The organism is Paenibacillus massiliensis subsp. panacisoli DSM 21345 (genome assembly GCF_000426545.1).
GTDB classification, from domain to species: Bacteria; Bacillota; Bacilli; order Paenibacillales; family Paenibacillaceae; genus Paenibacillus; species Paenibacillus panacisoli.
The window spans coordinates 304,771-326,098 of the sequence record NZ_AUFO01000008.1 but is presented as its reverse complement, the minus strand read 5'-3'; the positions used below and the strand labels follow the sequence as shown (position 1 = coordinate 326,098).

Sequence of the window (21,328 nt, the reverse complement as noted above, 5' to 3'; positions counted from 1 at the left end):
GTGAATTTAACAAGAGATTTTGTTCAAAATGGCGGGATCTTTATGATGATCGACACCGAGAATGGTCTGAGCTCAACTGATCTTAACCGAACACAGGCAGGCATGCTGACCTCCAATCGGATCCACCGCTTATTGGCCTTAAGAATTAAAGAAGTAGATAATAAGATCACATTTCAGTATGACGTTACAGGTCTGAAAATGCTCTCGCATATATGGTTCTCCCACAGACACTCCATTCAGATGCTGTACAAGCTTCTTTATGAAATATTAGATGCGTTAGACTCGTCCAGAGAGTATATGCTTACACCTTTGCAATTCGTTGTTCATGAAGACTACATTTTTGTAGAGGGTACGGGGGCTGAGTATGCAGTACGTCTGACTTATCTCCCGCTAAGAGAGGGATTCGATGCATGCTCAGTGGGGCAAGACATTAAGCAATTAATTATTCGTCTGCTCGGCTCCATAAAAGAATTGGAAGGAGATGGGCTGCAGCGATTGCTGCAAATGTGCGATCAGGACATATTTGATCTGCAGGGAATGAAGCTGCTCTTGCTAGAATATTTGGAAGCTAACGATTCAAAAGAGATGAGTATAGCTACAGCCTCGGAGACAGCCATATACTCACAAGCACCTGCAGTACTAGATACTGGTGGTGCTACACCTGTTAATGCTAGCTCTTCTTCGAGAGCAAAAGGTCTTGTTGCTCAGCGGAAAAGCCAGATTTCAACAGATGGTGATCAAGGTGATCATCTCTCTGAATCGAACCCGGCTGTGGATTCATATCTAAGCAAAACTACTCTAAGAAAGACCGAACGACAACCGGAGGGGGAAGGGGAGTATGGACCATTCCTGGGACAACGTGGACGCAGTAGAGGTGAGCGAGTTTCGCACATGGCACAATCTCAGGCTCCCCAGCTTCAAGCTCCGTCATTCAATGATCCACCAGCGTGGAATTATGGGGAGGCTCCGGCTGATGATGATGAGATGGAAGGGGACATTTCAACTAATGGTCCTCGTAAATATCGGACATATATTATGTCGGCATGTATCCTCCTGACTGCAAGCGTGTGGAGGTATCTTTATCTGGACCATCCAAGTCTCTCCAATCTGATCATTGCATCGGCTGGCACCGTTCTACTTAGCACAGTGACGCTGTTAGCATGGTTCGGAAAGCTACGTCTCAGCAGAGGGGTTGAAGATTACAGTGAGCATGTAGCGGAGCTTGATTCAGGTGAATTAGAGAACTATGAGCCAGCGAATTCAGGTATAGGAGCAAAGGTAGTACGTTTCCAAGTCGATCGTGTTACAGGCTACATGAGCAAGCAGCAAAAAAAAGGGGAACTAGAAGGCTCCGAAATGGAGAACAACCGTGGCAAGCACATAGGTAGACTGGGGCATGAAGAAGAGCGGACGAGAGAGGGGATTGGCGGTACAGATCGGTATTTGGCAAGTGATAGCGATAACTATCAAGAAGTGAATTCATGTGAATACTATTCCTCATTAAAAGAAAATACGGATATTCTTGCGAGCAGTTCATCGGATGCAACCCGTTTTTTGGGACCAGAGGATCGTAAGCTTGCTCAACAGCGGCAGGAGCACGACACGCAGGTCGCTTGCTTGTATCTATTAGATACAGAGGGCAACTACCTGAATGAGACGGTACCGATCAGGTTGTCGCGGAGTAGCTTCACCATAGGAAGAGGCGAAGAGAGTGCCTACCGGATTTCAGATGCCGAAGGTCTGTCACGTCTGCATATAGAAATATCAGAGTCTACGAGGGGGGAGTATCGGATCAAGGATCTGGCGTCAACTAACGGCTCTCTACTTAATAATGAAGCGATGATACCGTATAAGGAATATCTACTTCAACATAGGGATATTTTGAAGCTGCCCGGAGTTGCTTTTCAATATTCAAGTCCTCTTAGTGCAGAGAGACCATCTAATGAAAGTCATGGGCTGGCTAATTGATCTAAGTAAAGCCGACCGACCTAAGTGAAGATGACCTTGTAAGCTGATCTAAATGAAGCTGATGACTTGCAAGTAGCCTACAGTTCCATTATAATGGTCCGTACAATTATAGATCGGAATCACGCCATTGAAGAGAATCCAACTCGGAGGCGTTATCGCCAGGGGAGCTAGCTACTCTCCAAGTTAACCGGAACCGCCCGTTATCGCGGACCAAGAGGCCAAGCAGGCACCATAAGCATGCTCTGGCAAGTTGGGTGGCACCGCGAGCAGAGCGCTCCTCGTCCCAAGGGATGAGGGCGCTCTTTGCATTTTTTTAGCCAAAGGAGACGGTAACGATGTTGGATTTGAAATGGATTCGGGAGCATGCAGAGCAGGTACAGGAGGCTGCTAACGGCAAAAGGATTGATGTGTCTGTGGATGAGCTATTGGCCCGGGATGAGGAGCGGCGTGCGCTATTGCAGGAGACGGAGCTGCTGCGGGCAGAACGGAATCGTCATTCGGCGAAGGTCGGTCAACTGCTGCGTGAGGGGATGAAGCCGGAGGCAGATGCGCTGCGTAAGCAGGTGCTGAACATCAACGAACAACTGGCGAGACTGGATGCTACTCTGGATCAAGTGCAGCTTGAGGTGAAGCGCCTATTATATTTGATTCCTAACGTCGTGTCTCCAGATACACCTGTTGGTAATTCAGATTTGGATAATGTAGAGCTACGTGTGGTAGGTATGATTCCCTCACTGCCGGTGGGCTTTCGAGATCATGTTGAGCTAGGGGAGCTTCATGGCCTGCTTGATATTGCACGTGGGGTCAAGATGGGCGGGGCTCGTAGTTATGTCCTGAAAGGCGCCGGCGTATTGCTGCATCGAGCTGTTCAGCAGTTGGCAATGGATATCCTGCTACGCCATGGATTCACTCCTCTGGAGGTACCGTTACTGGTCAGGGAGCCAGCTTTACTCAATACAGGCTTCTTTCCGCTAGGGCGTGATCAGGTCTATAAGCTGGAGGATGAAGAAAGATGGCTAGTAGGCACATCCGAGGTTCCATTGGTATCCTATTACGCAGATGAAATTGTTGATGTAAGTGAACCTATAAAGCTTGCTGCTGCATCCACTTGCTTTCGCAGTGAAGTAGGCTCCAGTGGTCGGGATGTAAGAGGACTGTATCGGGTGCATCAATTCGCGAAGGTGGAACAGGTCATCCTGTGTGAGCCGTCTGCTGATGTATCCGAAGCCATGCTTCAGGAAATAACAGGGCATGCCGAGGAGCTATTACAGCTATTGGAATTACCTTATCGAGTGGTTGCAGTGTGCACAGGAGATATGGGGCAAAAAACGTACAAACAGTATGATATCGAGACATGGATGCCTAGCCGTAATGCATACGGGGAGACGCATTCCTCCTCGAACCTTCATGATTTTCAGGCTCGTCGATCTAATATTCGTTGCAGGGATGCGGAGGGCAAACTCGTCTATTGCCACACCTTGAATAATACAGCCGTAGCTTCACCACGCATTCTAATTCCACTGCTGGAGAATTATCAACTGGAGGATGGCAGTATTCGAATTCCTGCAGCCCTACAGCCATATTTGAATGGTCTGGAAGTACTGGAGGCAAGCAAGTGAATAGGTGAGAAGCAAGTGAATAGATAAGAAGTAAGTGACTGGAGCCATGCAGTGTTCAGGAGGGCTTAAGGGCCCTCCTGCTCCTCCCGATGCAGAGCCTCCAGAGCTTTTTCCAGCGTCGGGAATTGGAAGGTATATCCATGCTCCAGCAGCTTGGCAGGGAGTACCTTCTGTCCCTCCAGAACGAGCTCGCTGGCTTCACCCATGGCTGCGGATACTGCAAAACCAGGTACCTTCAGCCAGTGAGGCCGATGATAGACTTTGGCAATGGTTTGGCCGAAGTCCTCATTGCGTACAGGGTGGGGAGCTACAGCATTTACTGGCCCAGAGATGCTGGTATCATGAATGCAGTGGTTGATAATGCCAACCATATCAGCGATGTGGACCCAGCTTGTCCATTGCTGTCCATCACCCATTTTGCCGCCGACTCCAAGCTTGTAAGGCAGACGTAGCAAAGGATAGGCTCCGCCCTTATTGCTCAGTACCACGGTGATCCTAAGCTTCACTAAGCGTGTATCTCGGATGGCGTCGGCTGCCTGCTCCCATTTTGAGCTGACTTCAGCCAAAAAGGTGTCAGTACGAGTGGGCGAGTTCTCTACAAAAGTAGCTGTATCCGAGGTGCCGTATATGCCCATGGCCGAAGCCTGGATGACTACTTTGGGCTTGTGCTTGAGAGCTGCTATAATGCTGGCAACAGAAGCAACTGTATCGAGTCTGGATTGCAGGATGCGCTTCTTGGCTGTACTCGTCCAGCGTTGGTTCAAATTCTCGCCTGCGAGATTAACCAGGGCATCGAGTCCTTCCAAAGGCTCTGGATTATGCTTCAGCTCATCCCAGGTTACATAAGTAGTAGCGGGGTCTGCTGCAGCTCGATCAGGAGCTTTTCGCGATACGATGATGATGTCATGGTTGTTTTTTTTGCTGAAGTCTACCAGTGCGCTGCCAATAAGCCCGCTTCCACCGCAAATAGCTATTTTCAAGTGTATCTCCGTCCTCTTCAATGGAGTGATATATACGTTGCTTCTAAATTAAAATACCCGTGTACAGATGCTTGACACTTTTATGGCGCAGGTGTGTATGTGATTCTTATCATAACGGAAATAATTGTCTGGAATCAAAAGGAGAAGAAATGCAGATGTAGCTTATCCAACGCATTCACAGTACCCTTCGCATTCATAGTACACATCCATCGTATCTTATGGGTCGTACCGCATCCATGGGTTTCTTTGTATCTATGGTTTCATGTGATCAACCGATCATTGCATCCATCGTATCCATTATTAATCATCATTCTGTCCAAGATATCCATCGTATCCTTTGCATCAACCAAGCCATCACATTGACACTTCTCTTATATTCTCATATCTTCTAGGATATTAATGTTGTTTGTACGTGATAATCACGTTAGAATAGGGGAATAATTCGCGAAGGTTAAAAGGGGGATGCAACATGTTGAAAATCGGTTCCCATGTATCTTTCTCGGACAAGGGCCTGCTAAGTGCCACGAAGGAAGCGGTATCTTACGGGTCCAGTTCATTTATGATTTATACAGGAGCACCACAAAATACACGTCGCAAGCCGATGGAGTCCATGTATTTGGACGAAGGTAAGCAACTAATGGCTGAGGCAGGGATGGGCGAGATTGTCGTTCATGCCCCATATATCATCAACCTGGGATCTTATAAAGAAGCAACGTACGAGCTTGCCGTTAGCTTCCTGCAGGAAGAGATTCGCCGCACCCATGCGATTGGCGTGAAGAATATCGTGCTCCACCCGGGTGCCTTTACGGACAAGGATCAGGAATACGGGATTAACCGCATTGCCGACGGTCTTAATGAGGTATTGAGCGGGGTTAAGGAGACGGAAGTCAATATTGCCCTAGAGACGATGGCGGGAAAAGGCACGGAGATTGGCAGAAGCTTCGAGGAGATCGCGGCCATTATGGATAAGGTCGAGCACAATGAGCGTCTGACGGTCTGTATGGATACATGTCACATTCACGATGCGGGCTATAATATTGTGGACAACCTGGATGGGGTGCTTCAGGAATTTGATCGGCTCGTCGGTGTGGATCGTATTGCAGTCGTTCACTTGAATGATAGCAAGAATCCGGTAGGCGCTGGCAAAGACAGACATACACCTATCGGCACGGGATACATCGGATATGACACGATTCGCAATATCGTCAATCATGAGCTGCTGAAGGATCGTCCGTTCATTCTGGAGACACCATGGATTGGTAAGGATGCCAAGACGCAGCAGCCGATGTATGAGGCTGAAATCGCACTTCTGCGCGGTAATGTAGCTGAGCGCTTCGGTGAGCAGTTCTTGACGCAAGTAGAAGAGCTGCATGCATTTTTCCGCAAGTCCGATACGAATCTTCGGGAATTTGTCCTGAGTACCTGGGATCTGCTGAAGAGTGATGCTAAAGCGAGAAAAGCTGACCCAAGGGAGCCACTGGAGCGATTGTACGATACCGTTGTGCAGGCGTCTATTTTCCCGGAGCTTACAGAACAAGAGATTAACCACCGCCTCATTGCCCTGCTGTCAGGCAAGGAGCTGTTGGTGAATGCATAATCAAGGGGGATCATTTTTCAAATGGAGCTTCATGTAAAGAACACACACAATGCTGCACACACGACTCATGCTAATCGTGCACGCATGTTGATTTCCTGTCCGGATGGTCCGGGCATCGTTGCAGCTGTCTCACGCTTTTTGCATGAGCACGGTGCGAACATCGTTCAATCCGATCAGTACACAATGGACCCAGAAGGCGGAATGTTCTTCATGCGTGTCGAGTTCGACCTTCCCGAACTAGATTCCTCGCTGCCGGGCCTGGAGCAGGATTTTGGGCAGGTGGCTTCCCAGTTCAATATGGATTGGACGATCACGAATGTGAGCCGTAAGAAGAAGCTAGCGATCTTCGTCTCCAAGGAGGATCATTGTCTCGTAGAGCTGTTGTGGCAATGGCAGGCAGGTGATCTGGATGCGGATATCGCTATGGTCATCAGTAACCATCCAGATATGAAGGAGTACGTTGAATCATTCGGGATTCCGTACCATCATGTACCTGTAACGGCGGATACGAAGGCTGAAGCAGAACGGCAACAGTTGGAGCTGATCGGTAACGAGATTGATGTTATTATTCTGGCTCGTTATATGCAGATCATCTCACCTAAGTTCATTGAGCATTACCGCAATCGCATTATTAACATTCATCATTCCTTCTTGCCTGCCTTCGTGGGGGGAAAGCCTTATGCGCAAGCATATAACCGTGGGGTTAAAATTATCGGGGCTACGGCACACTATGTGACCGAGGAGCTGGACGGCGGTCCGATCATTGAGCAGGACGTTCAAAGGGTCAGCCATCGTGATGATGTAAATGAGTTGAAGCGGATTGGACGGACCATTGAGCGTGTCGTCTTAGCCCGTGCGGTCAAATGGCATGTAGAAGATCGTATTCTGGTGCATGAGAACAAGACGGTTGTATTCTAATCAATGACCATATTCTAATTCAATTTTTTTGTATAGCCTGTAGAAGCTGTTCCTTGAGAACGGACTCTATGGGCTATATTTGGTTTTATACCTTGGCTTGGTGCACAGGTTGATGCATATCTGTCGTGTATTTTGTTGTGTATCACTTGTACATTTCCATCTGTGTATTACTTGTGTATCCCTGTTTGTAAAGCTGTTTTGTGTTTGTGTTATATATGTTTGTGTTACATATGTTTCTGTCATTTGTGTGTATGGCATATAAAGTTATGAACTGCTGACATGTAGCTACTTTATTTTTCATGGGGTGCCGTAGAGTACTATTACGTTGCTTCATTGTTTGTATGCTATGTGTTTACTTACTGACTATTGGTGCATTCAGGAAATACTCAACGTGCATTCATAAGTGCTTCAGCTTCATGGGAGATAATGTGAGGGAATCAAGAGTTCGTACCAATCTTATCTTTACTATTATCAATGGAAAGAGGCCTAATCCCATGGAAAAGAAAAAATTAGCTACAATCGCCGCCATGATCACGATGACCGTTGCCCTTGGCGCTTGCGGAAGTACAAATGATACATCTAGCTCAGGTGCAACCAATTCCTCCTCCGCTGTATCCAGCACGAACTCTAATACTGACACCAATACCGACACCGACACCGACACCGACACAAGTAGTGATATGAACACCAGTACAAGAAGTACGGATACGAACATAAGCAGTGGAACGGATGGTTCAACCCCTCAGGCTGCAAATGATGGCAGGACAGGAACGCCACCGCAAGGCACGCCGCCGGCAGGTGGACCGCCAGAAGGAACACCACCAGATGGAACACCTCCTGAGGGTGCACCGCCGGAAGGGGAGGGCAATCCACCATCCAAGCCAAATGGAGATCAAGCAGCAGATGGCGCCGCCTCTGGCAGCACATCGGATGTTTCAACTGCAACGGATGCCGGAAGCAAAAGCGGGCAATGATCCTAACTGGAAGTAGTCTGGAAAACCATGCCGCTAGAAATGCTTCAGACTAGTTGGCTCCACCTTTTGAGACCCAATAGAGAGAGTTAAATACTAACCCACACGCAGTGTGTATAAGCTATTTTGGTCAAGGGCCTTCGCAGAGATGAGTTCCTTTTACCCTCATGGGTGAAGGGAACTTATTTGCGTTATTTTGGAGTTCTCTACCAATATGCATAATGATACAGTTCGCATGGTAGCCGGGGAGAGGGGTATTCCGAGTGACGACACGGTCCGAATTGTATTCTGGTTTGACAATGGAGCATTGCTTTACTTATAACGGGTATATTATTTGATAATGGCTTCAAAGCGTTTTGACATCTGGCAAAGCCGCGTGGCAAATGGTACAATACATGAGAATGAATAAGTCAAATTGAAAGATTCAAGCAGATGGATTCCATCGGACAGCGCAATGACCAACATTGTCTGCTCTGGGGACGCCTCTGTGCCACGACTCACCAACGGTATACTTTGTTATTTATTATGAGGAGGCTTACCATGACTGACGACAAGCAAGCGATTCATAAGGAAGAGAACTCAACGATCGATAACCTGTCCATTACGACGATCCGTACACTGGCTATTGACGCTATTGAGAAAGCCAAATCCGGACATCCGGGCATGCCGATGGGTTCGGCTCCAATGGGCTACCAATTGTTTGCGAAGACGATGAACCACAACCCTGATCATCCGACATGGATTAACCGCGACCGCTTTGTACTTTCCGCTGGACATGGCTCCATGTTGCTATACAGCCTGCTCCATCTGAGCGGGTACGATCTGCCTATGGAAGAAATTAAGCAGTTCCGCCAATGGGGAAGCTTGACTCCAGGTCACCCTGAATTTGGTCACACAGCTGGCGTAGATGCGACTACGGGTCCTTTGGGACAAGGTATTGCAATGGCTGTAGGTATGGCTATGGCTGAAGCTCAAATGGCTGCTACGTACAATAAGGATAAATTCAAAGTCGTAGATCACTTTACATATGCGATTTGCGGCGATGGAGACCTGATGGAAGGTGTATCCCACGAAGCAGCTTCCCTTGCTGGACGTCTGCACCTTGGCAAGCTGATTGTACTGTTCGATTCCAACGATATTACTTTGGACGGTGAGCTGAATCTTTCCTCCAGCGAGAGCGTAGCTAAGCGCTTTGAAGCTTATGGCTGGCAAGTGCTGCGTGTAGAAGATGGTAACGATCTTCCTGCTATCGAGAAGGCTATTGCTGAGGCACAAGGCGAAGCGATCCGTCCTACCCTGATCGAAGTGAAGACGGTCATCGGCTACGGAAGCCCGAACAAGCAAGGTAAAGGCGGCCATGGTGGTACACACGGTTCTCCGCTGGGCGCGGAAGAAGCGAAGCTGACCAAGGAATTCTACAAATGGGTATACGAAGAGGATTTCTATGTGCCACAAGAGGTTCGTGAGCATTTCGCGAGCGTGAAGGAAAAAGGTATCGCCACTAACAAAGAGTGGGATGCACTGTTCGCTGAGTACAAAAAGGCTTATCCAGAGCTGGCAGCACAATTCGAGATCGCCATTAGCGGCAAGCTTCCAGAAGGCTGGGATCGTGACCTGCCTAAGTACTCCGCTGAGGACAAGGCTATCTCCACTCGCGTAGCTTCTGGTAATGCACTGAACGGCCTGGCACCGAACATTCCGTTCCTGACTGGCGGCTCTGCAGACCTTGAGAGCTCTACGATGACACATCTGAACAATCTGACCAACTTTACTCCAGAGGATTATGCGGGCCGCAACATCTACTTCGGTATCCGTGAATTCGGTATGGCAGCAGCCATGAACGGTATGGCTCTGCACAGTGGTGTGAAGATTTTCGGCGGTACGTTCTTCGTATTCACCGATTACCTGCGTCCAGCTGTACGTCTGGCTGCACTGATGGGATTGCCAGTAACCTACGTGCTTACGCATGACAGTATTGCTGTAGGTGAAGATGGCCCGACTCACGAGCCGATCGAACAACTCGCTTCCCTGCGTATTATTCCAAACTTGACTGTAATTCGCCCAGCAGATGGTAATGAGACTTCCGCAGCTTGGGCTTATACGATGGAGAATACGGGCAATCCGGTAGCGCTGGTGCTGACTCGTCAGAACCTGCCGATCCTGTCTGCTACAGCAGAGCATGCACGTGAAGGGATCCGCCGTGGTGCTTATATCGTGGCTGATGCTAAGGAAGGTACTGCAGTGGCGCAAATTATCGCTACAGGCTCCGAAGTTCAACTGGCTGTGAAGGCTCACGAAGCATTGGCTGCCGAAGGCATCCATGTTCGTGTCATCAGTATGCCGAGCTGGGATCTGTTCGAGAAGCAGGACAAGGCGTATAAGGATTCTGTAATTCTTCCATCTGTAAAAGCTCGTCTGGCTGTAGAGATGGCTTACCCGATGGGCTGGGAGAAGTATGTGGGTGACCAAGGACATATCCTGGGTATTTCCACCTTCGGTGCTTCCGCACCTGGCGACCGCGTCGTAAGTGAGTATGGCTTCACTGTAGAGAACGTAGTTAGCAAAGTGAAAGCATTGCTGTAGTCTTAACTATAAGCCTTAGGCTTTTGGCAATATATCTGACCGGACAAAGGAGAAGCGGCATCCATGGGGCAATTTGACAACGTTAGCGTTATTAAGAAAGCAAATATCTATTATGATGGTCAGGTGACTAGCCGTACCGTCATTTTACAGGATGGCTCCAAGGTTACGCTTGGCATCATGCTTCCAGGCTCTTATGAATTCGGGACTGATTCTCGTGAGATTATGGAGATTCTCGCTGGCGATCTGCGTGTACAGCTCCCTGGTCAAGAGCAATGGCTGGAGATTCAAGGAGAAGGAACTTTCCATGTTCCTGCCAAATCCTCCTTCAAGCTGGAAGTGCGCAGTGTAACGGATTACTGCTGCTCTTACCCGGCAGATTAATGTGAGTGGAGGGAGCTTACCGAGAACAGTACCCACTTTGGCTGGAACAATTCCTATTGAGGGAGCTAAGCCAGCGATGTAGCGGGTACTTGATTTCGGAGGCTGCCGAAGGGTAGGTACCGTGATATCACGGTCTTACCCTTTTTCTATCCCACAGCAGAACAGTACTACAGCATCATAGCAGGACTACTCAGTCTGACTTATATCACAGCTATAGCTGCTGCCCTGTGGCATCATGGTCAAGGGCCGCTTTGTGGCATACGCTTGTCAGGTTCTTTAAATTAAAGTATTCTATTGCTAAGTCGCATCAGAGGCAAATGCCCTGACCATTGGCAATGGTAAAACAGGAGGTTCTATCCATGTCCAAAAAAGTAACATTTGATTACAGCAAGGCACTGAGCTTTGTAGGCCAACACGAAGTTGATTATTTCGCTGAGCCCATCAAGCTGGCTCATGAACAGTTACATAACCAGACGGGAGCAGGCTCTGACTACCTCGGCTGGATTGATCTGCCGACCAACTATGATAAAGAAGAGTTCTCACGTATCCAAAAGGCAGCTGCCAAAATCCAAAGTGATTCTGAAGTTCTGATCGTCATTGGAATCGGTGGATCTTACCTGGGTGCGCGTGCAGCGATTGAGATGCTGTCTCATTCCTTCTATAATATGCTGCCGAAGGACAAGCGTAAGACTCCGGAAATCTACTTTGCTGGTAACAACATCAGCTCCACTTATGTGAACCATCTGCTGGATCTGATTGAAGGCAAGGATTTCTCCGTCAATGTCATCTCCAAGTCCGGTACGACTACGGAGCCAGCAATTGCTTTCCGTATTTTCCGTGCAGCACTGGAGAAGAAGTACGGTAAAGAAGAAGCTCGCAAACGCATCTATGCTACAACGGATCAAGAACGTGGTGCATTAAAGAAGCTGGCGAATGAAGAAGGCTACGAATCTTTCATTATTCCTGACGACGTAGGCGGACGTTACTCCGTGCTGACGGCTGTAGGCCTGCTGCCTATCGCTACTGCTGGAATCAACATCGAAGAGATGATGCAAGGTGCTGCTGACGCTTCCAAGGAATACAGCAATCCTAATGTTGCTGAGAACGAAGCATACCAGTATGCCGCTGTACGGAATGCTCTGTACCGTAAAGGCAAAGGCACTGAGATTCTCGTGAACTACGAGCCTTCCCTGCACTTCGTATCGGAATGGTGGAAGCAACTGTTCGGTGAGAGCGAAGGTAAGGACTTTAAGGGAATTTACCCGGCATCGGTTGACTTCTCAACAGATTTGCACTCCATGGGTCAATTTATCCAAGAGGGTAGCCGTAATATTTTCGAGACGGTTATTCAGGTAGAGAATGTACCTAGTCATATCACCATTGAGGAAGATGCAGATGATCTGGACGGTCTGAACTTCCTGACTGGCAAGACTATGGATTTTGTTAACAAAAAAGCGTTCCAAGGAACGATGCTTGCTCACACAGACGGTCAGGTTCCTAACCTGATTGTGAACATTCCAGATATGACACCTTATTCGTTCGGATATCTGGTATACTTCTTTGAGAAGGCTTGTGGCATCAGCGGATACCTGCTGGGTGTGAATCCGTTCGATCAGCCGGGCGTAGAGGCTTACAAGAAGAATATGTTTGCACTGCTGGGCAAACCAGGCTTCGAGGAAGAGAAAGCGAAGCTGGAAGCAAGATTGACTGAGTAATTCGGAACTGAAGCACAGAGACTGCGTCATCAAGTAGCCTCTGCATAACAAGACAAGAAAGCAGTTCACTGTATGCAAGACGTGGACTGCTTTCTTGCAAAATCTGATAAGATTGGATTGTTACGCATATGTTGGAAAGCTATCGAACTGTTCGTCAGGCCGGGCATCGTGAGATTGTCATCAAGAAGTCCCGCTTCATCGGATATGTGCAGCCGGTGGAAGACGAAGAGGCAGCGATTGCGTTTATTGACGGAATCAAGAAGCAGAACTGGAATGCCACGCATAACTGCTCCGCTTATATGATTGGCGAGCGCGATGAGATTCAGAAGCAATCGGATGACGGAGAGCCTAGCGGAACAGCTGGCAAACCGATCCTGGAGGTCATCCGCAATCAAGGCTTGAAGAATGTTGCTATTGTAGTAACTCGGTATTTTGGTGGAATTATGCTGGGAGCCGGTGGCTTGATCCGCGCTTATACGGATGGTGCGGTTGCTGCCATTGAGGCAGGGGAAGCTATTACGCGAGTGCTACATCAGGAAATAAAGGTTGAATTGGACTACACATGGCTGGGCAAGGTAGAAAATGAGCTTCGGGGTCGTGGAGTCCGAACGGGGGATACTGTATTCACGGATAAGGTCGTGTTGGCCTGTTATCCTGTAAGTGGTGAAGCGGAGGCCTTTCAGCACTGGATGACAGATTTGACCCAGGGACAGTGCCTTTTAACGAAGGGAAGCCAGCTTTACTTTATCGAAGGGGAATAAATACTATGGCTAGAAGAGCAGTTGATCAGGAGTTGTCAAGAGAGAGGATATTGGAGGCCGCCAGGCATCTTTTTATTACCAAGGGATACCGTGCTATCTCCATGCGCAGCATTGGCCAGCATCTGGGATACAGTCACGGATCCTTGTATTATCATTTCAAGGAGAAGGCTGAGCTTTTCTACGCCATTGTAATGGAGGACTTCAAGGCACTGGGAGATATTCTGATGCACGCCGTTAATGCGACCCCAGAAGAGGGGCTGAGCAAGGCGGAGTATTTACTGCTGGAATTTATTCGTTTTGGCATTGAAAATCCGTACCAGTATGAGATTATGTTCCTCATTCGTGACGAGGAGTTGCTGGCCTACTGTCGTGCTGAGCAAAGCAGATGTCTGGAGCTGTTCGCTTCGATCGTAAGAAATCATCTGGGTGCCGAACCGCATACAGATGAGTCCAGAGCAAGGGTCCCGCATAGTATTTTCCTGGCTTTGCATGGATTTATCTCGTACTACATCCAGGACAAAATTACATTTGAAGAGGTAAAGCCTACTGCCATTGCGCATGTACAGCTGCTCTGTAAAAGCATATAGGATCTGCACGCTTGCCGATGATTTTTTGACGGCATTTTTATTAACTTTGATACTTCAAAACGTTGCATTGCGAAAGGAAATGTATGGTGACAACACGAAAAAGACGAGGGAGCCTAATAAGGTAAGAACTCCTCGTCTATTTTTTGTTTTGTTGAGCACTAGCCCTGAAGGATCTTTAAATGAATCTGGCGTGTACGCGGTCCGTCAAATTCACAGAAATAGATGCCTTGCCAGCGTCCAAGCAGCAATCTACCTTTATGAATTATCACCGTCTGAGAGTTCCCTGTTGTAATGGCCTTCAAATGGGACGCCGTATTGCCCTCCATATGACGATACTCCGGGTGCTCCCACGGATAGACCTCGTTCAGCCGCATTAATACATCCTTTTTCACATCAGGATCTGCATTTTCGTTAATGGCAATGCCTGCTGTTGTATGTGGACAGTACACCACCACGAGTCCCTCCTGTATACCGATCTGATCCACGAAGGCGGCCACTTCACGAGTCACATCACGCATTTCATCCCGCTTGGCTGTAGTGATCTCTATTGTATGTAGCATATGTATTTCTCCTTTCGTTGTGCTCTACTAGAGCCTGTTCGATCTTGACTTTTCATTTGTTTACCCACTTCTATTATATTCTACTCATGGAAATATGAGATAGGGATTGACGTAAGTTCAATCAATTGGTAAAGTAGCTGTTAAGTAAAACCAAGTATGCTTATGGGTATTTAGGATAAGGAGAGCACGAGAAAGGATGGTAAGCTGGCATGAATACGGTTATCCGGCACCCGTGGGGGTTCCGCACGACGGTACTGCTCTATTTCGTACTACTAGTCATATTGCCGGTTACAGGCGTATATTTTAATGCATTTACCCTTGGCTGGCACACGCTGCTGGAGAATCTAAGCGACCCGATTGCTTGGAAGGCCGTGCTGCTGACTGTGAAGCTGGCTGCCATAGCCGCCTTGATTAATGTGCTGATCGGAACGATTATTGCCTGGACGCTGAACCGCTATGACTTCCCGGGCAAGACCTTGATGAATAGTCTAATTGATCTGCCCTTCGCGCTACCGACTGCGGTAGGAGGATTAATGATTCTACTGTTACTCGGACCGAATAGCCTGCTTGGAACAGCGGCAGGACGCTGGGGGCTGGAGATCGTATTTCACCAGCCTGCGATTGTACTAGCGATGGTATTTGTGACATTCCCATTCGTTATTCGTGCAGTGCAGCCATTGCTGGAGGAGATTGATCCCTCAGCGGAGGAAGCCTCCTACACGCTGGGAGCATCCCGTGGGGTGACGTTCTGGAAGGTCATTCTGCCTTCCATGGCACCCGGTATGATCAGTGGGGGCATGCTGGCGTTCTCGCGTGCACTTGCCGAGTTCGGTGCGGTCGTGCTCGTAGCTGGTAACATTCCCGGCAGAACGCTAGTGGCATCGGTCTATATTTTCGGAGAGGTCGAAAGTGATAATACGGTGGGAGCTGCCTCGGTGTCGATCCTGCTGCTGACCCTGTCCTTCCTGATCCTTTGGGGCATTAATACGGTACAGAGCAGAGGGAGAAGCCGATGAGAAGATGGTGGATTACACTTACTTATGTTCTTATTCTTGTGATTATCATTATTCCGTTGACTCGGATCATATTCGGAGCCTTCGATCAGGGCTGGAATGGCTTCGTGACAGCCATGCTTCGTCCAGAAGCGCTCCATGCGCTGAAGATGACAGGCTTGATCGTCCTCGTCGTAACTTTGATGAATACCCTATTCGGTATGATGACGGCACTTTATCTAGTGAGAGCAGGCTGGTTAAGTGAGCGTGTCAAAAACGTCCTGAATAGCATCGTCGATCTGCCGTATGCGGTGTCGCCTGTCATCGGCGGGTTAATGATCGTCCTGCTGTTGGGACCGGATAGCGTTATGGGAGCCTTGTTCGAGGATAGTGGCTTCAAGATCGTATACGCTTTCCCAGGCATGGTGATTGCTACACTGTTCGTGACCTTTCCGCTCATGGTGCGTGAAATTATGCCTGTGCTGCAGGAGATCGGAGCGCAGCAGGAAGAGGCCGCTTCCACCTTGGGCGCTTATGGCTGGACGACTTTCTGGAAGGTAACCTGGCCCTCCATCCGCTGGGCGGTTATTTATGGAGTTGTGCTCACTGTGGCACGCTCTCTTGGGGAATTCGGTGCAGTGCTGGTTGTATCCGGAAATATCATGAACAAGACCCAGACAGCGACTACACTGGTGTATCAGGATGTAGAGAACTTCAATGTAACGGCGGCCAATGGCCTGGCTTTAGTTCTGGTGGCCTTCTCGGCAGGTCTCTTGCTGCTCATGGAGCTGGCCAAAAAAAGAAAGGGAGTGCACTGATATGCAGCATGTGGAGGTTCGTCAGCTCAACAAGCATTTTGGACAGTTTCACGCCGTGAAGGATGTGTCATTTGAGATTCGCAAAGGTCATCTCATTGGTCTGCTCGGCCCCAGCGGTGGGGGGAAGACGTCGATCCTGCGAATGCTTGCCGGCCTGGAGACGCCGGATACCGGGGAGATTGTGTTTCACGGACAACGGGTGAACGAGCTGCCTCCGCAGGAGCGCGGTATCGGCTTTGTTTTTCAGAATTATGCGCTCTTCAAGCACATGTCCGTCTACGATAACATAGCCTTCGGCTTGAAGGTGAAGAAGCTGTCCAAGGCGCAGATCAAGGAGCGTGTCACAGAGCTTGTGGAGCTAACGGGTCTCGCAGGCTTCGAGCATCGCTATCCTCATCAATTGTCTGGCGGCCAGCGTCAGCGTGTAGCCTTTGCACGGGCCTTGGCGCCTGAGCCTCAGCTGCTGCTGCTGGATGAGCCGTTCGCGGCGATTGATGCGAAGATCCGGCAGGAGCTGCGTACATGGCTGAGGGAGCTGATTGAGCGGGTAGGGATCACGTCGATATTTGTGACACATGACCAGGATGAGGCCATCGAGGTGGCTGATGAGATCATGATCATTAACCAGGGTAGACTGGAGCAAAAGGGAACACCGTGGGATATTTACAAAAATCCAGGCACGCCGTTCGTTGCTTCCTTTATTGGCGAATCGACCATCGTGGAGGAGGCGTCAGCGCTCAGGGGCTTCGAGGAAGCCGCAGGAGCCGGGATCAAGGCGCTAATTCGTCCCGAGTATATCGAGATGGGGCTGGATCATGAGTTCACTCTGCGCTCCGCGACAGAAGAAGGTACGGTTCACCAGCTTCATTTTCGCGGGAGTGAATGGATGGTTGAGGTCGAGATCAAGGGCCAGCGTCTGATTACCTATCGCTCGCTGGAGAAGGAGACGCTCACACCGGGTCAAAATGTGCGTGTACTCATTCACCGGGCGTATTTGTTCAATGAAGAAGGCAGCTGGATGGTCGAGAACAGGCTGAAGGAAGATCCGATGCCGATTATGATTTAACAGAAGATGTTTGGGATGATTGTGTAACTGAGATGAACAGCAAGGAGTCTGTGCCATGAGAAGGAAGCTGGTTGGATACACTCGCCATATGAGGGCTGCACTGCTCTGTCTGCTATGCTTGGGGATTTTGTCGGCCTGCACAGCGGCAACGTCTGATTCTGTCGGTGAGCAGCCTACGCCTGGGGATACGGCTGATGTTACGCTCGTCATTGGTGCCTATAGCGTGGTCAAGGATGCGATGGCAGACCTTCTGCCACGCTTTCGTGAGGAGTACAAGGAGAAGACCGGACAGACGATTCGCTTTCAGGAATCCTACGAGGCCTCTGGTACACAGGCACGAGCGATTGCTGGCGGCTTTGAGGCAGACGTGACCCTGCTGGCTATGGAAGGTGACGTGCAAAAGCTCGTTGATGCAGGGCTGGTTGCTCCTGCCTGGAAGGATCGGCCATACGGTGGAATGGTTACTCGCTCGATTGTCGTCATGGGAGTGCGGGAAGGCAATCCGCGTGGCATTCGTGATTTTCCTGACCTAACTAAGCCAGGGGTGAAGGTGCTATATCCTAATCCGAAGACGTCAGGAGGAGCACAGTGGGATATTAATGCGCTCTATGGTGCCGGGCTCAAGATGTCCGAACGTCAAGGGGAGAAAAGTCCCGCCGCAGCCAAGCAATTCCTGGTCGATGTGCACCGCAATGTGGAGTCCCTGGACAAGAGCGGACGGGCATCGATGGCGGCTTTTGAATACGGTGTAGGCGACGTCATCATTACCTATGAGAACGAGCTGCTGGCTCGGATCGCTAAGGGTGTAAAATACGAGGTGATCATTCCACGTGATACGATCCGTATTGAAAATCCGGCTGCGATCGTCGATGCCAACGTGGAGAAGCATGGGAATCGTGAAGCTGCCGAGGCGCTTCTTGATTATTTGCAGTCCGATGAGGCACAACGGATCTTTGCGAAGCATGGCTTTCGTTCGGTCAATGAGCAGGTACTCGCAGCTGAGAAGGAGCGATTCCCTGATCCAGTGGACCTGTTCGATATCGAATATCTGGGCGGCTGGGATGCTGTGCGCGAGACGCTGTACTCGAAGCGTGGAGTGTGGTATCAGGTGCTTGCCGGTCTGTAGCTGTTCCCCAGTTCTCCAATCAGGGGGCTACTCAAGATACAAATCTGCATTGACTATATTAAATAGCTGTTGATATACTTAACTCACTTCAACTTCGGACATATGGACATCTAAGATCATAATTGAATACTACCGTTTGCAAGGGAGCCTTAACCGGCTGAGAGGGTGTTACACCGACCTTACCTGATTTGGATAATGCCAACGTAGGGACGCAACGATAGAATGCTATACATGGTTAGCTCATGCTATACCATTGTACTAGTTTATTTTGTCAGCGAAACATCCTACGGATGTTTCGCTTTTTTTTGTCATTGAACATGGAAAGGAGACTAACACATATGAAGACTGTATTGACCATTGCTGGATCTGACCCCAGTGGTGGCGCAGGAATACAGGCAGACTTAAAAACGATGACCTGCTTGGGTGTATATGGGATGAGTGTCATTACAGCGCTGACAGCCCAAAACACGACAGGTGTAGTTGGAATCTTGGAGTCTGAACCGGAGTTTGTTGAGCAGCAGTTAGACTGTGTTTTTACAGATATAAGACCCGATGCTGTCAAAATTGGTATGGTATCCAATGCCGCTATTATCCGCTCCATCGCAGCTAAATTACGGCAATATCAGGCAGAGCATATTGTTGTAGATCCCGTCATGGTCTCAACAAGTGGAAGTGTATTGTTGCAAAATGATGCACTCACCGCGTTAAAAGAGGAGCTATTCCCCTTGGCAGAAGTGATTACCCCGAATCTGAAAGAGGGAGAGCAATTGTGTGGCTTCGAGATTAACACGAAGGAGGACATGCTTAGGGCAGCTGATACGATCGGATGCAAGCTCACAGGTGCAGTTGCCCTGAAAGGGGGGCATAGCCTGACGGATGCTGATGACCTTCTCATGATGGATGGCGAGTCTTACTGGTATAGGGCAAAACGAATAGAAAATATCAATACTCACGGCACGGGCTGTACGCTGTCTTCTGCAATTGCAAGCTTTTTAGCCATGGGACACAGCCTTCCGGAGGCTTTCGACCGTGCCAAGACCTACATCACCGCCTGCTTGCATGCGGGTCTGAATCTAGGAGCAGGCAATGGGCCTTTACACCACAATTATGCTATCGCAGAGGGCGGCAATCTACAAGGACATATCCTAGGAAATCACCAAAATTGATATAACGAAAGGAGCCATAGCAATGAATCCATCCCAGTACCTCACTCCTGTACGAAGCAACAATCCATTAGTACATTGTATTACGAATTATGTAACCGTTAACGATTGTGCAAATATCCTTCTGGCTGCCGGAGCTTCCCCCATCATGTCTCACAACAAGCATGAGGTCGCAGAGCTGGTGGCTGCGGCCAATGCGCTGGTCCTTAATATGGGGACGATTGAGGATCTGGACGCGATGCTCGTGGCTGGTAAAGAAGCGAATCGTCTTCAACGTCCTGTCATACTGGACCCTGTTGCGGCAGGAGGTACGTCTCTAAGATTGGATGCTGTACATCAGCTTATGAACGAAATACAGTTTGCCGCCATACGGGGTAACGCCTCGGAGATTAAAGCGATCGCCTTTGGAAAAAAGCTTGGTAGTGGCGTAGATGTGAGTACACTCGATCAAGTGACCAAGGAAAATCTTCCTCAAGCAGTGGAAATCGCCAGTATGCTGGCTCAAAAAACAGGAAGTGTTATTGCCATATCCGGTGCAATGGATATCGTAACCGATGGATCGCAGCATGCCATAGTTCACAACGGCTGTGCAACGATGGCACGGATCACGGGCAGCGGTTGTATGCTTACGTCCTTGATTGGAGCATTCTGCGCAGGCGCATCGGAATCTAATTTTGAGGCAACGGTAGCTGCGATGGCCGCCATGGGTCTATCTGGTGAGCTAGCAGATGCGCGTCGTCTGGAAAATGGAACCGGCAATGCAAGCTTTAGAACGGACCTTATTGATGCCATGTTTAATCTGACGGAACAGGTGTTGGATCGGGGTGCTCGCATTGAAATGGTCTAAGCAAGCTCTGCGATCATCCATGCTGCTGTATGCCATTACAGATCGTAGGTGGCTGCAAGGCCGTTCCTTAGCACTAGTGACCGAAGAGGTGCTCCAGAATGGTGCAACCTTTCTGCAATTGCGTGAGAAGGAGCTGCCCTTCAAGGAATTTTTGGCAGAAGCGATTGAACTACGCCGCCTTGCACAGCAATATCATATTCCCTTTGTAGTCAACGACAATATTGAAGTCGCCCTGGAATGCGGGGCAGATGGTGTTCATGTGGGGCAATCCGATATTGTAGGGAAGGATGTTCGGTCCCTGATCGGCCCAGATAAAATTCTTGGCATTTCCGCCAATGGAGTAGCTAGCGCAAAGGATGCAGAAGCAGCAGGAGCTGATTATATCGGGGTCGGAGCTGTGTTTAACACCACTACCAAAAACGATGCAGAGTATTTAAGCATTGCTGACGTACAAGAAATTGTAGATGCCGTAAGCATCCCTGTCGTCGCTATTGGGGGCATTGATGACACGAATGTGCTACAGCTTTCGTGCAGTGGGGTAGATGGTGTCGCAATCATCTCTGCCATATTTGCACAGCGAAATCCAGGCGCAGCCACTGCACATTTGCTACAGCTAGCACAGCAAATGATCTCACAGCGCAGCTAAGCCATGCTGCTTCCTAGTCACGAGAGGGAT

19 protein-coding genes and 1 riboswitch are annotated in these 21,328 nt (G+C 49.1%); of the genes, 17 read left to right on the top strand and 2 right to left on the bottom strand.

The annotated features are described in order from the left end of the window. Both K331_RS0106480 and serS read left to right on the top strand, forming a co-directional pair. Nucleotides 1–1,968 carry a DUF6382 domain-containing protein gene (locus K331_RS0106480; protein ID WP_028589652.1) on the top strand — a complete coding sequence of 656 codons (1,968 nt, stop codon included), beginning with the start codon at nucleotides 1–3 and terminating at the stop codon, nucleotides 1,966–1,968. Nucleotides 1,969–2,303: 335 nt separating this feature from the next. Continuing rightward, nucleotides 2,304–3,587 carry a serine--tRNA ligase gene (gene serS / locus K331_RS0106475; protein ID WP_028589651.1) on the top strand — a complete coding sequence of 428 codons (1,284 nt, stop codon included), beginning with the start codon at nucleotides 2,304–2,306 and terminating at the stop codon, nucleotides 3,585–3,587. 65 nt (nucleotides 3,588–3,652) lie between these two features. On the opposite strand, the gene K331_RS0106470 is transcribed toward serS, so the two are convergent. Then, nucleotides 3,653–4,567 (bottom strand): TIGR01777 family oxidoreductase, encoded by a 915-nt coding sequence (locus K331_RS0106470; protein ID WP_028589650.1) that lies wholly within the window; start codon nucleotides 4,565–4,567, stop codon nucleotides 3,653–3,655. Nucleotides 4,568–5,036: 469 nt separating this feature from the next. On the opposite strand from K331_RS0106470, the gene K331_RS0106465 reads away from it, so the two are divergent. From K331_RS0106465 to K331_RS0106430, 8 genes are all read left to right on the top strand, one after another. Then, entirely contained in the window at nucleotides 5,037–6,164 is a 1,128-nt protein-coding gene (locus K331_RS0106465) for a deoxyribonuclease IV (protein ID WP_025678143.1), read from the top strand. A 21-nt stretch (nucleotides 6,165–6,185) separates the two neighbouring features. Then, nucleotides 6,186–7,082 carry a formyltetrahydrofolate deformylase gene (gene purU, locus K331_RS0106460; RefSeq protein WP_028589649.1) on the top strand — a complete coding sequence of 299 codons (897 nt, stop codon included), beginning with the start codon at nucleotides 6,186–6,188 and terminating at the stop codon, nucleotides 7,080–7,082. 494 nt (nucleotides 7,083–7,576) lie between these two features. Beyond that, on the top strand, nucleotides 7,577–8,056 hold the full coding sequence (locus K331_RS31825) for a hypothetical protein (RefSeq protein ID WP_028589648.1): 480 nt from the start codon (nucleotides 7,577–7,579) through the stop codon (nucleotides 8,054–8,056). Nucleotides 8,057–8,593: 537 nt separating this feature from the next. Continuing rightward, the gene (gene tkt / locus K331_RS0106450) at nucleotides 8,594–10,636 is read left to right on the top strand and encodes a transketolase (RefSeq protein WP_028589647.1); all 2,043 of its coding nucleotides are present in this window, start codon (nucleotides 8,594–8,596) and stop codon (nucleotides 10,634–10,636) included. 63 nt (nucleotides 10,637–10,699) lie between these two features. Then, nucleotides 10,700–11,017 carry a pyrimidine/purine nucleoside phosphorylase gene (gene ppnP / locus K331_RS0106445; protein WP_028589646.1) on the top strand — a complete coding sequence of 106 codons (318 nt, stop codon included), beginning with the start codon at nucleotides 10,700–10,702 and terminating at the stop codon, nucleotides 11,015–11,017. Nucleotides 11,018–11,376: 359 nt separating this feature from the next. After that, a complete protein-coding gene (locus K331_RS0106440; RefSeq protein WP_025681485.1) occupies nucleotides 11,377–12,732 on the top strand; it encodes a glucose-6-phosphate isomerase in 1,356 nt (451 codons plus the stop codon). A 128-nt stretch (nucleotides 12,733–12,860) separates the two neighbouring features. Beyond that, nucleotides 12,861–13,493: a YigZ family protein gene (locus K331_RS0106435; RefSeq protein ID WP_018886593.1), complete on the top strand. Its 633-nt coding sequence runs from the start codon at nucleotides 12,861–12,863 to the stop codon at nucleotides 13,491–13,493. 5 nt (nucleotides 13,494–13,498) lie between these two features. Then, the gene (locus K331_RS0106430) at nucleotides 13,499–14,080 is read left to right on the top strand and encodes a TetR/AcrR family transcriptional regulator (protein ID WP_018886592.1); all 582 of its coding nucleotides are present in this window, start codon (nucleotides 13,499–13,501) and stop codon (nucleotides 14,078–14,080) included. 158 nt (nucleotides 14,081–14,238) lie between these two features. Here K331_RS0106430 and K331_RS0106425 read toward each other — a convergent pair whose 3' ends face one another. Beyond that, on the bottom strand, nucleotides 14,239–14,640 hold the full coding sequence (locus tag K331_RS0106425) for a secondary thiamine-phosphate synthase enzyme YjbQ (RefSeq protein WP_028589645.1): 402 nt from the start codon (nucleotides 14,638–14,640) through the stop codon (nucleotides 14,239–14,241). 209 nt (nucleotides 14,641–14,849) lie between these two features. Between K331_RS0106425 and cysT the strand changes: the two genes are divergently transcribed. The 7 genes from cysT to thiE all read left to right on the top strand — a co-directional run bounded on the left by cysT (nucleotide 14,850) and on the right by thiE (nucleotide 21,298). Next, a complete protein-coding gene (cysT, locus tag K331_RS0106420) occupies nucleotides 14,850–15,656 on the top strand; it encodes a sulfate ABC transporter permease subunit CysT (RefSeq protein ID WP_028589644.1) in 807 nt (268 codons plus the stop codon). Continuing rightward, nucleotides 15,653–16,450, top strand: coding sequence for a sulfate ABC transporter permease subunit (locus K331_RS0106415; protein ID WP_025681484.1), 798 nt, complete (start codon nucleotides 15,653–15,655; stop codon nucleotides 16,448–16,450). Before cysT ends, K331_RS0106415 begins: the two co-directional genes overlap by 4 nt. Before the next feature lies 1 nt (nucleotide 16,451). Then, nucleotides 16,452–17,516 (top strand): sulfate/molybdate ABC transporter ATP-binding protein, encoded by a 1,065-nt coding sequence (locus K331_RS0106410; protein WP_018886588.1) that lies wholly within the window; start codon nucleotides 16,452–16,454, stop codon nucleotides 17,514–17,516. Nucleotides 17,517–17,571: 55 nt separating this feature from the next. After that, a complete protein-coding gene (locus K331_RS0106405; protein ID WP_028589643.1) occupies nucleotides 17,572–18,642 on the top strand; it encodes a sulfate ABC transporter substrate-binding protein in 1,071 nt (356 codons plus the stop codon). Between the two features lie 130 nt (nucleotides 18,643–18,772). Next, a riboswitch (TPP riboswitch) is annotated at nucleotides 18,773–18,870 on the top strand. 110 nt (nucleotides 18,871–18,980) lie between these two features. Further along, a complete protein-coding gene (gene thiD / locus K331_RS29035; RefSeq protein ID WP_051289667.1) occupies nucleotides 18,981–19,808 on the top strand; it encodes a bifunctional hydroxymethylpyrimidine kinase/phosphomethylpyrimidine kinase in 828 nt (275 codons plus the stop codon). A 22-nt stretch (nucleotides 19,809–19,830) separates the two neighbouring features. After that, a complete protein-coding gene (thiM, locus tag K331_RS0106395; RefSeq protein ID WP_028589642.1) occupies nucleotides 19,831–20,652 on the top strand; it encodes a hydroxyethylthiazole kinase in 822 nt (273 codons plus the stop codon). Further along, the gene (thiE, locus tag K331_RS0106390) at nucleotides 20,639–21,298 is read left to right on the top strand and encodes a thiamine phosphate synthase (protein WP_028589641.1); all 660 of its coding nucleotides are present in this window, start codon (nucleotides 20,639–20,641) and stop codon (nucleotides 21,296–21,298) included. The genes thiM and thiE overlap by 14 nt, the downstream gene beginning before the upstream one ends. Nucleotides 21,299–21,328: the final 30 nt, after the last annotated feature.

Coding starts and splice junctions, on each gene's coding strand:
- serS (WP_028589651.1), top strand. CDS start 2,304: ATGTTGGATTTGAAATGGATTCGGGAGCATGCAGAGCAGGTACAGGAG.
- K331_RS0106425 (WP_028589645.1), bottom strand. CDS start 14,640: ATGCTACATACAATAGAGATCACTACAGCCAAGCGGGATGAAATGCGT.
- K331_RS0106440 (WP_025681485.1), top strand. CDS start 11,377: ATGTCCAAAAAAGTAACATTTGATTACAGCAAGGCACTGAGCTTTGTA.
- K331_RS31825 (WP_028589648.1), top strand. CDS start 7,577: ATGGAAAAGAAAAAATTAGCTACAATCGCCGCCATGATCACGATGACC.
- thiM (WP_028589642.1), top strand. CDS start 19,831: ATGAATCCATCCCAGTACCTCACTCCTGTACGAAGCAACAATCCATTA.
- K331_RS0106465 (WP_025678143.1), top strand. CDS start 5,037: ATGTTGAAAATCGGTTCCCATGTATCTTTCTCGGACAAGGGCCTGCTA.
- thiD (WP_051289667.1), top strand. CDS start 18,981: ATGAAGACTGTATTGACCATTGCTGGATCTGACCCCAGTGGTGGCGCA.
- ppnP (WP_028589646.1), top strand. CDS start 10,700: ATGGGGCAATTTGACAACGTTAGCGTTATTAAGAAAGCAAATATCTAT.
- purU (WP_028589649.1), top strand. CDS start 6,186: ATGGAGCTTCATGTAAAGAACACACACAATGCTGCACACACGACTCAT.
- cysT (WP_028589644.1), top strand. CDS start 14,850: ATGAATACGGTTATCCGGCACCCGTGGGGGTTCCGCACGACGGTACTG.
- K331_RS0106410 (WP_018886588.1), top strand. CDS start 16,452: ATGCAGCATGTGGAGGTTCGTCAGCTCAACAAGCATTTTGGACAGTTT.
- K331_RS0106415 (WP_025681484.1), top strand. CDS start 15,653: ATGAGAAGATGGTGGATTACACTTACTTATGTTCTTATTCTTGTGATT.
- K331_RS0106430 (WP_018886592.1), top strand. CDS start 13,499: ATGGCTAGAAGAGCAGTTGATCAGGAGTTGTCAAGAGAGAGGATATTG.
- tkt (WP_028589647.1), top strand. CDS start 8,594: ATGACTGACGACAAGCAAGCGATTCATAAGGAAGAGAACTCAACGATC.
- K331_RS0106435 (WP_018886593.1), top strand. CDS start 12,861: ATGTTGGAAAGCTATCGAACTGTTCGTCAGGCCGGGCATCGTGAGATT.
- K331_RS0106405 (WP_028589643.1), top strand. CDS start 17,572: ATGAGAAGGAAGCTGGTTGGATACACTCGCCATATGAGGGCTGCACTG.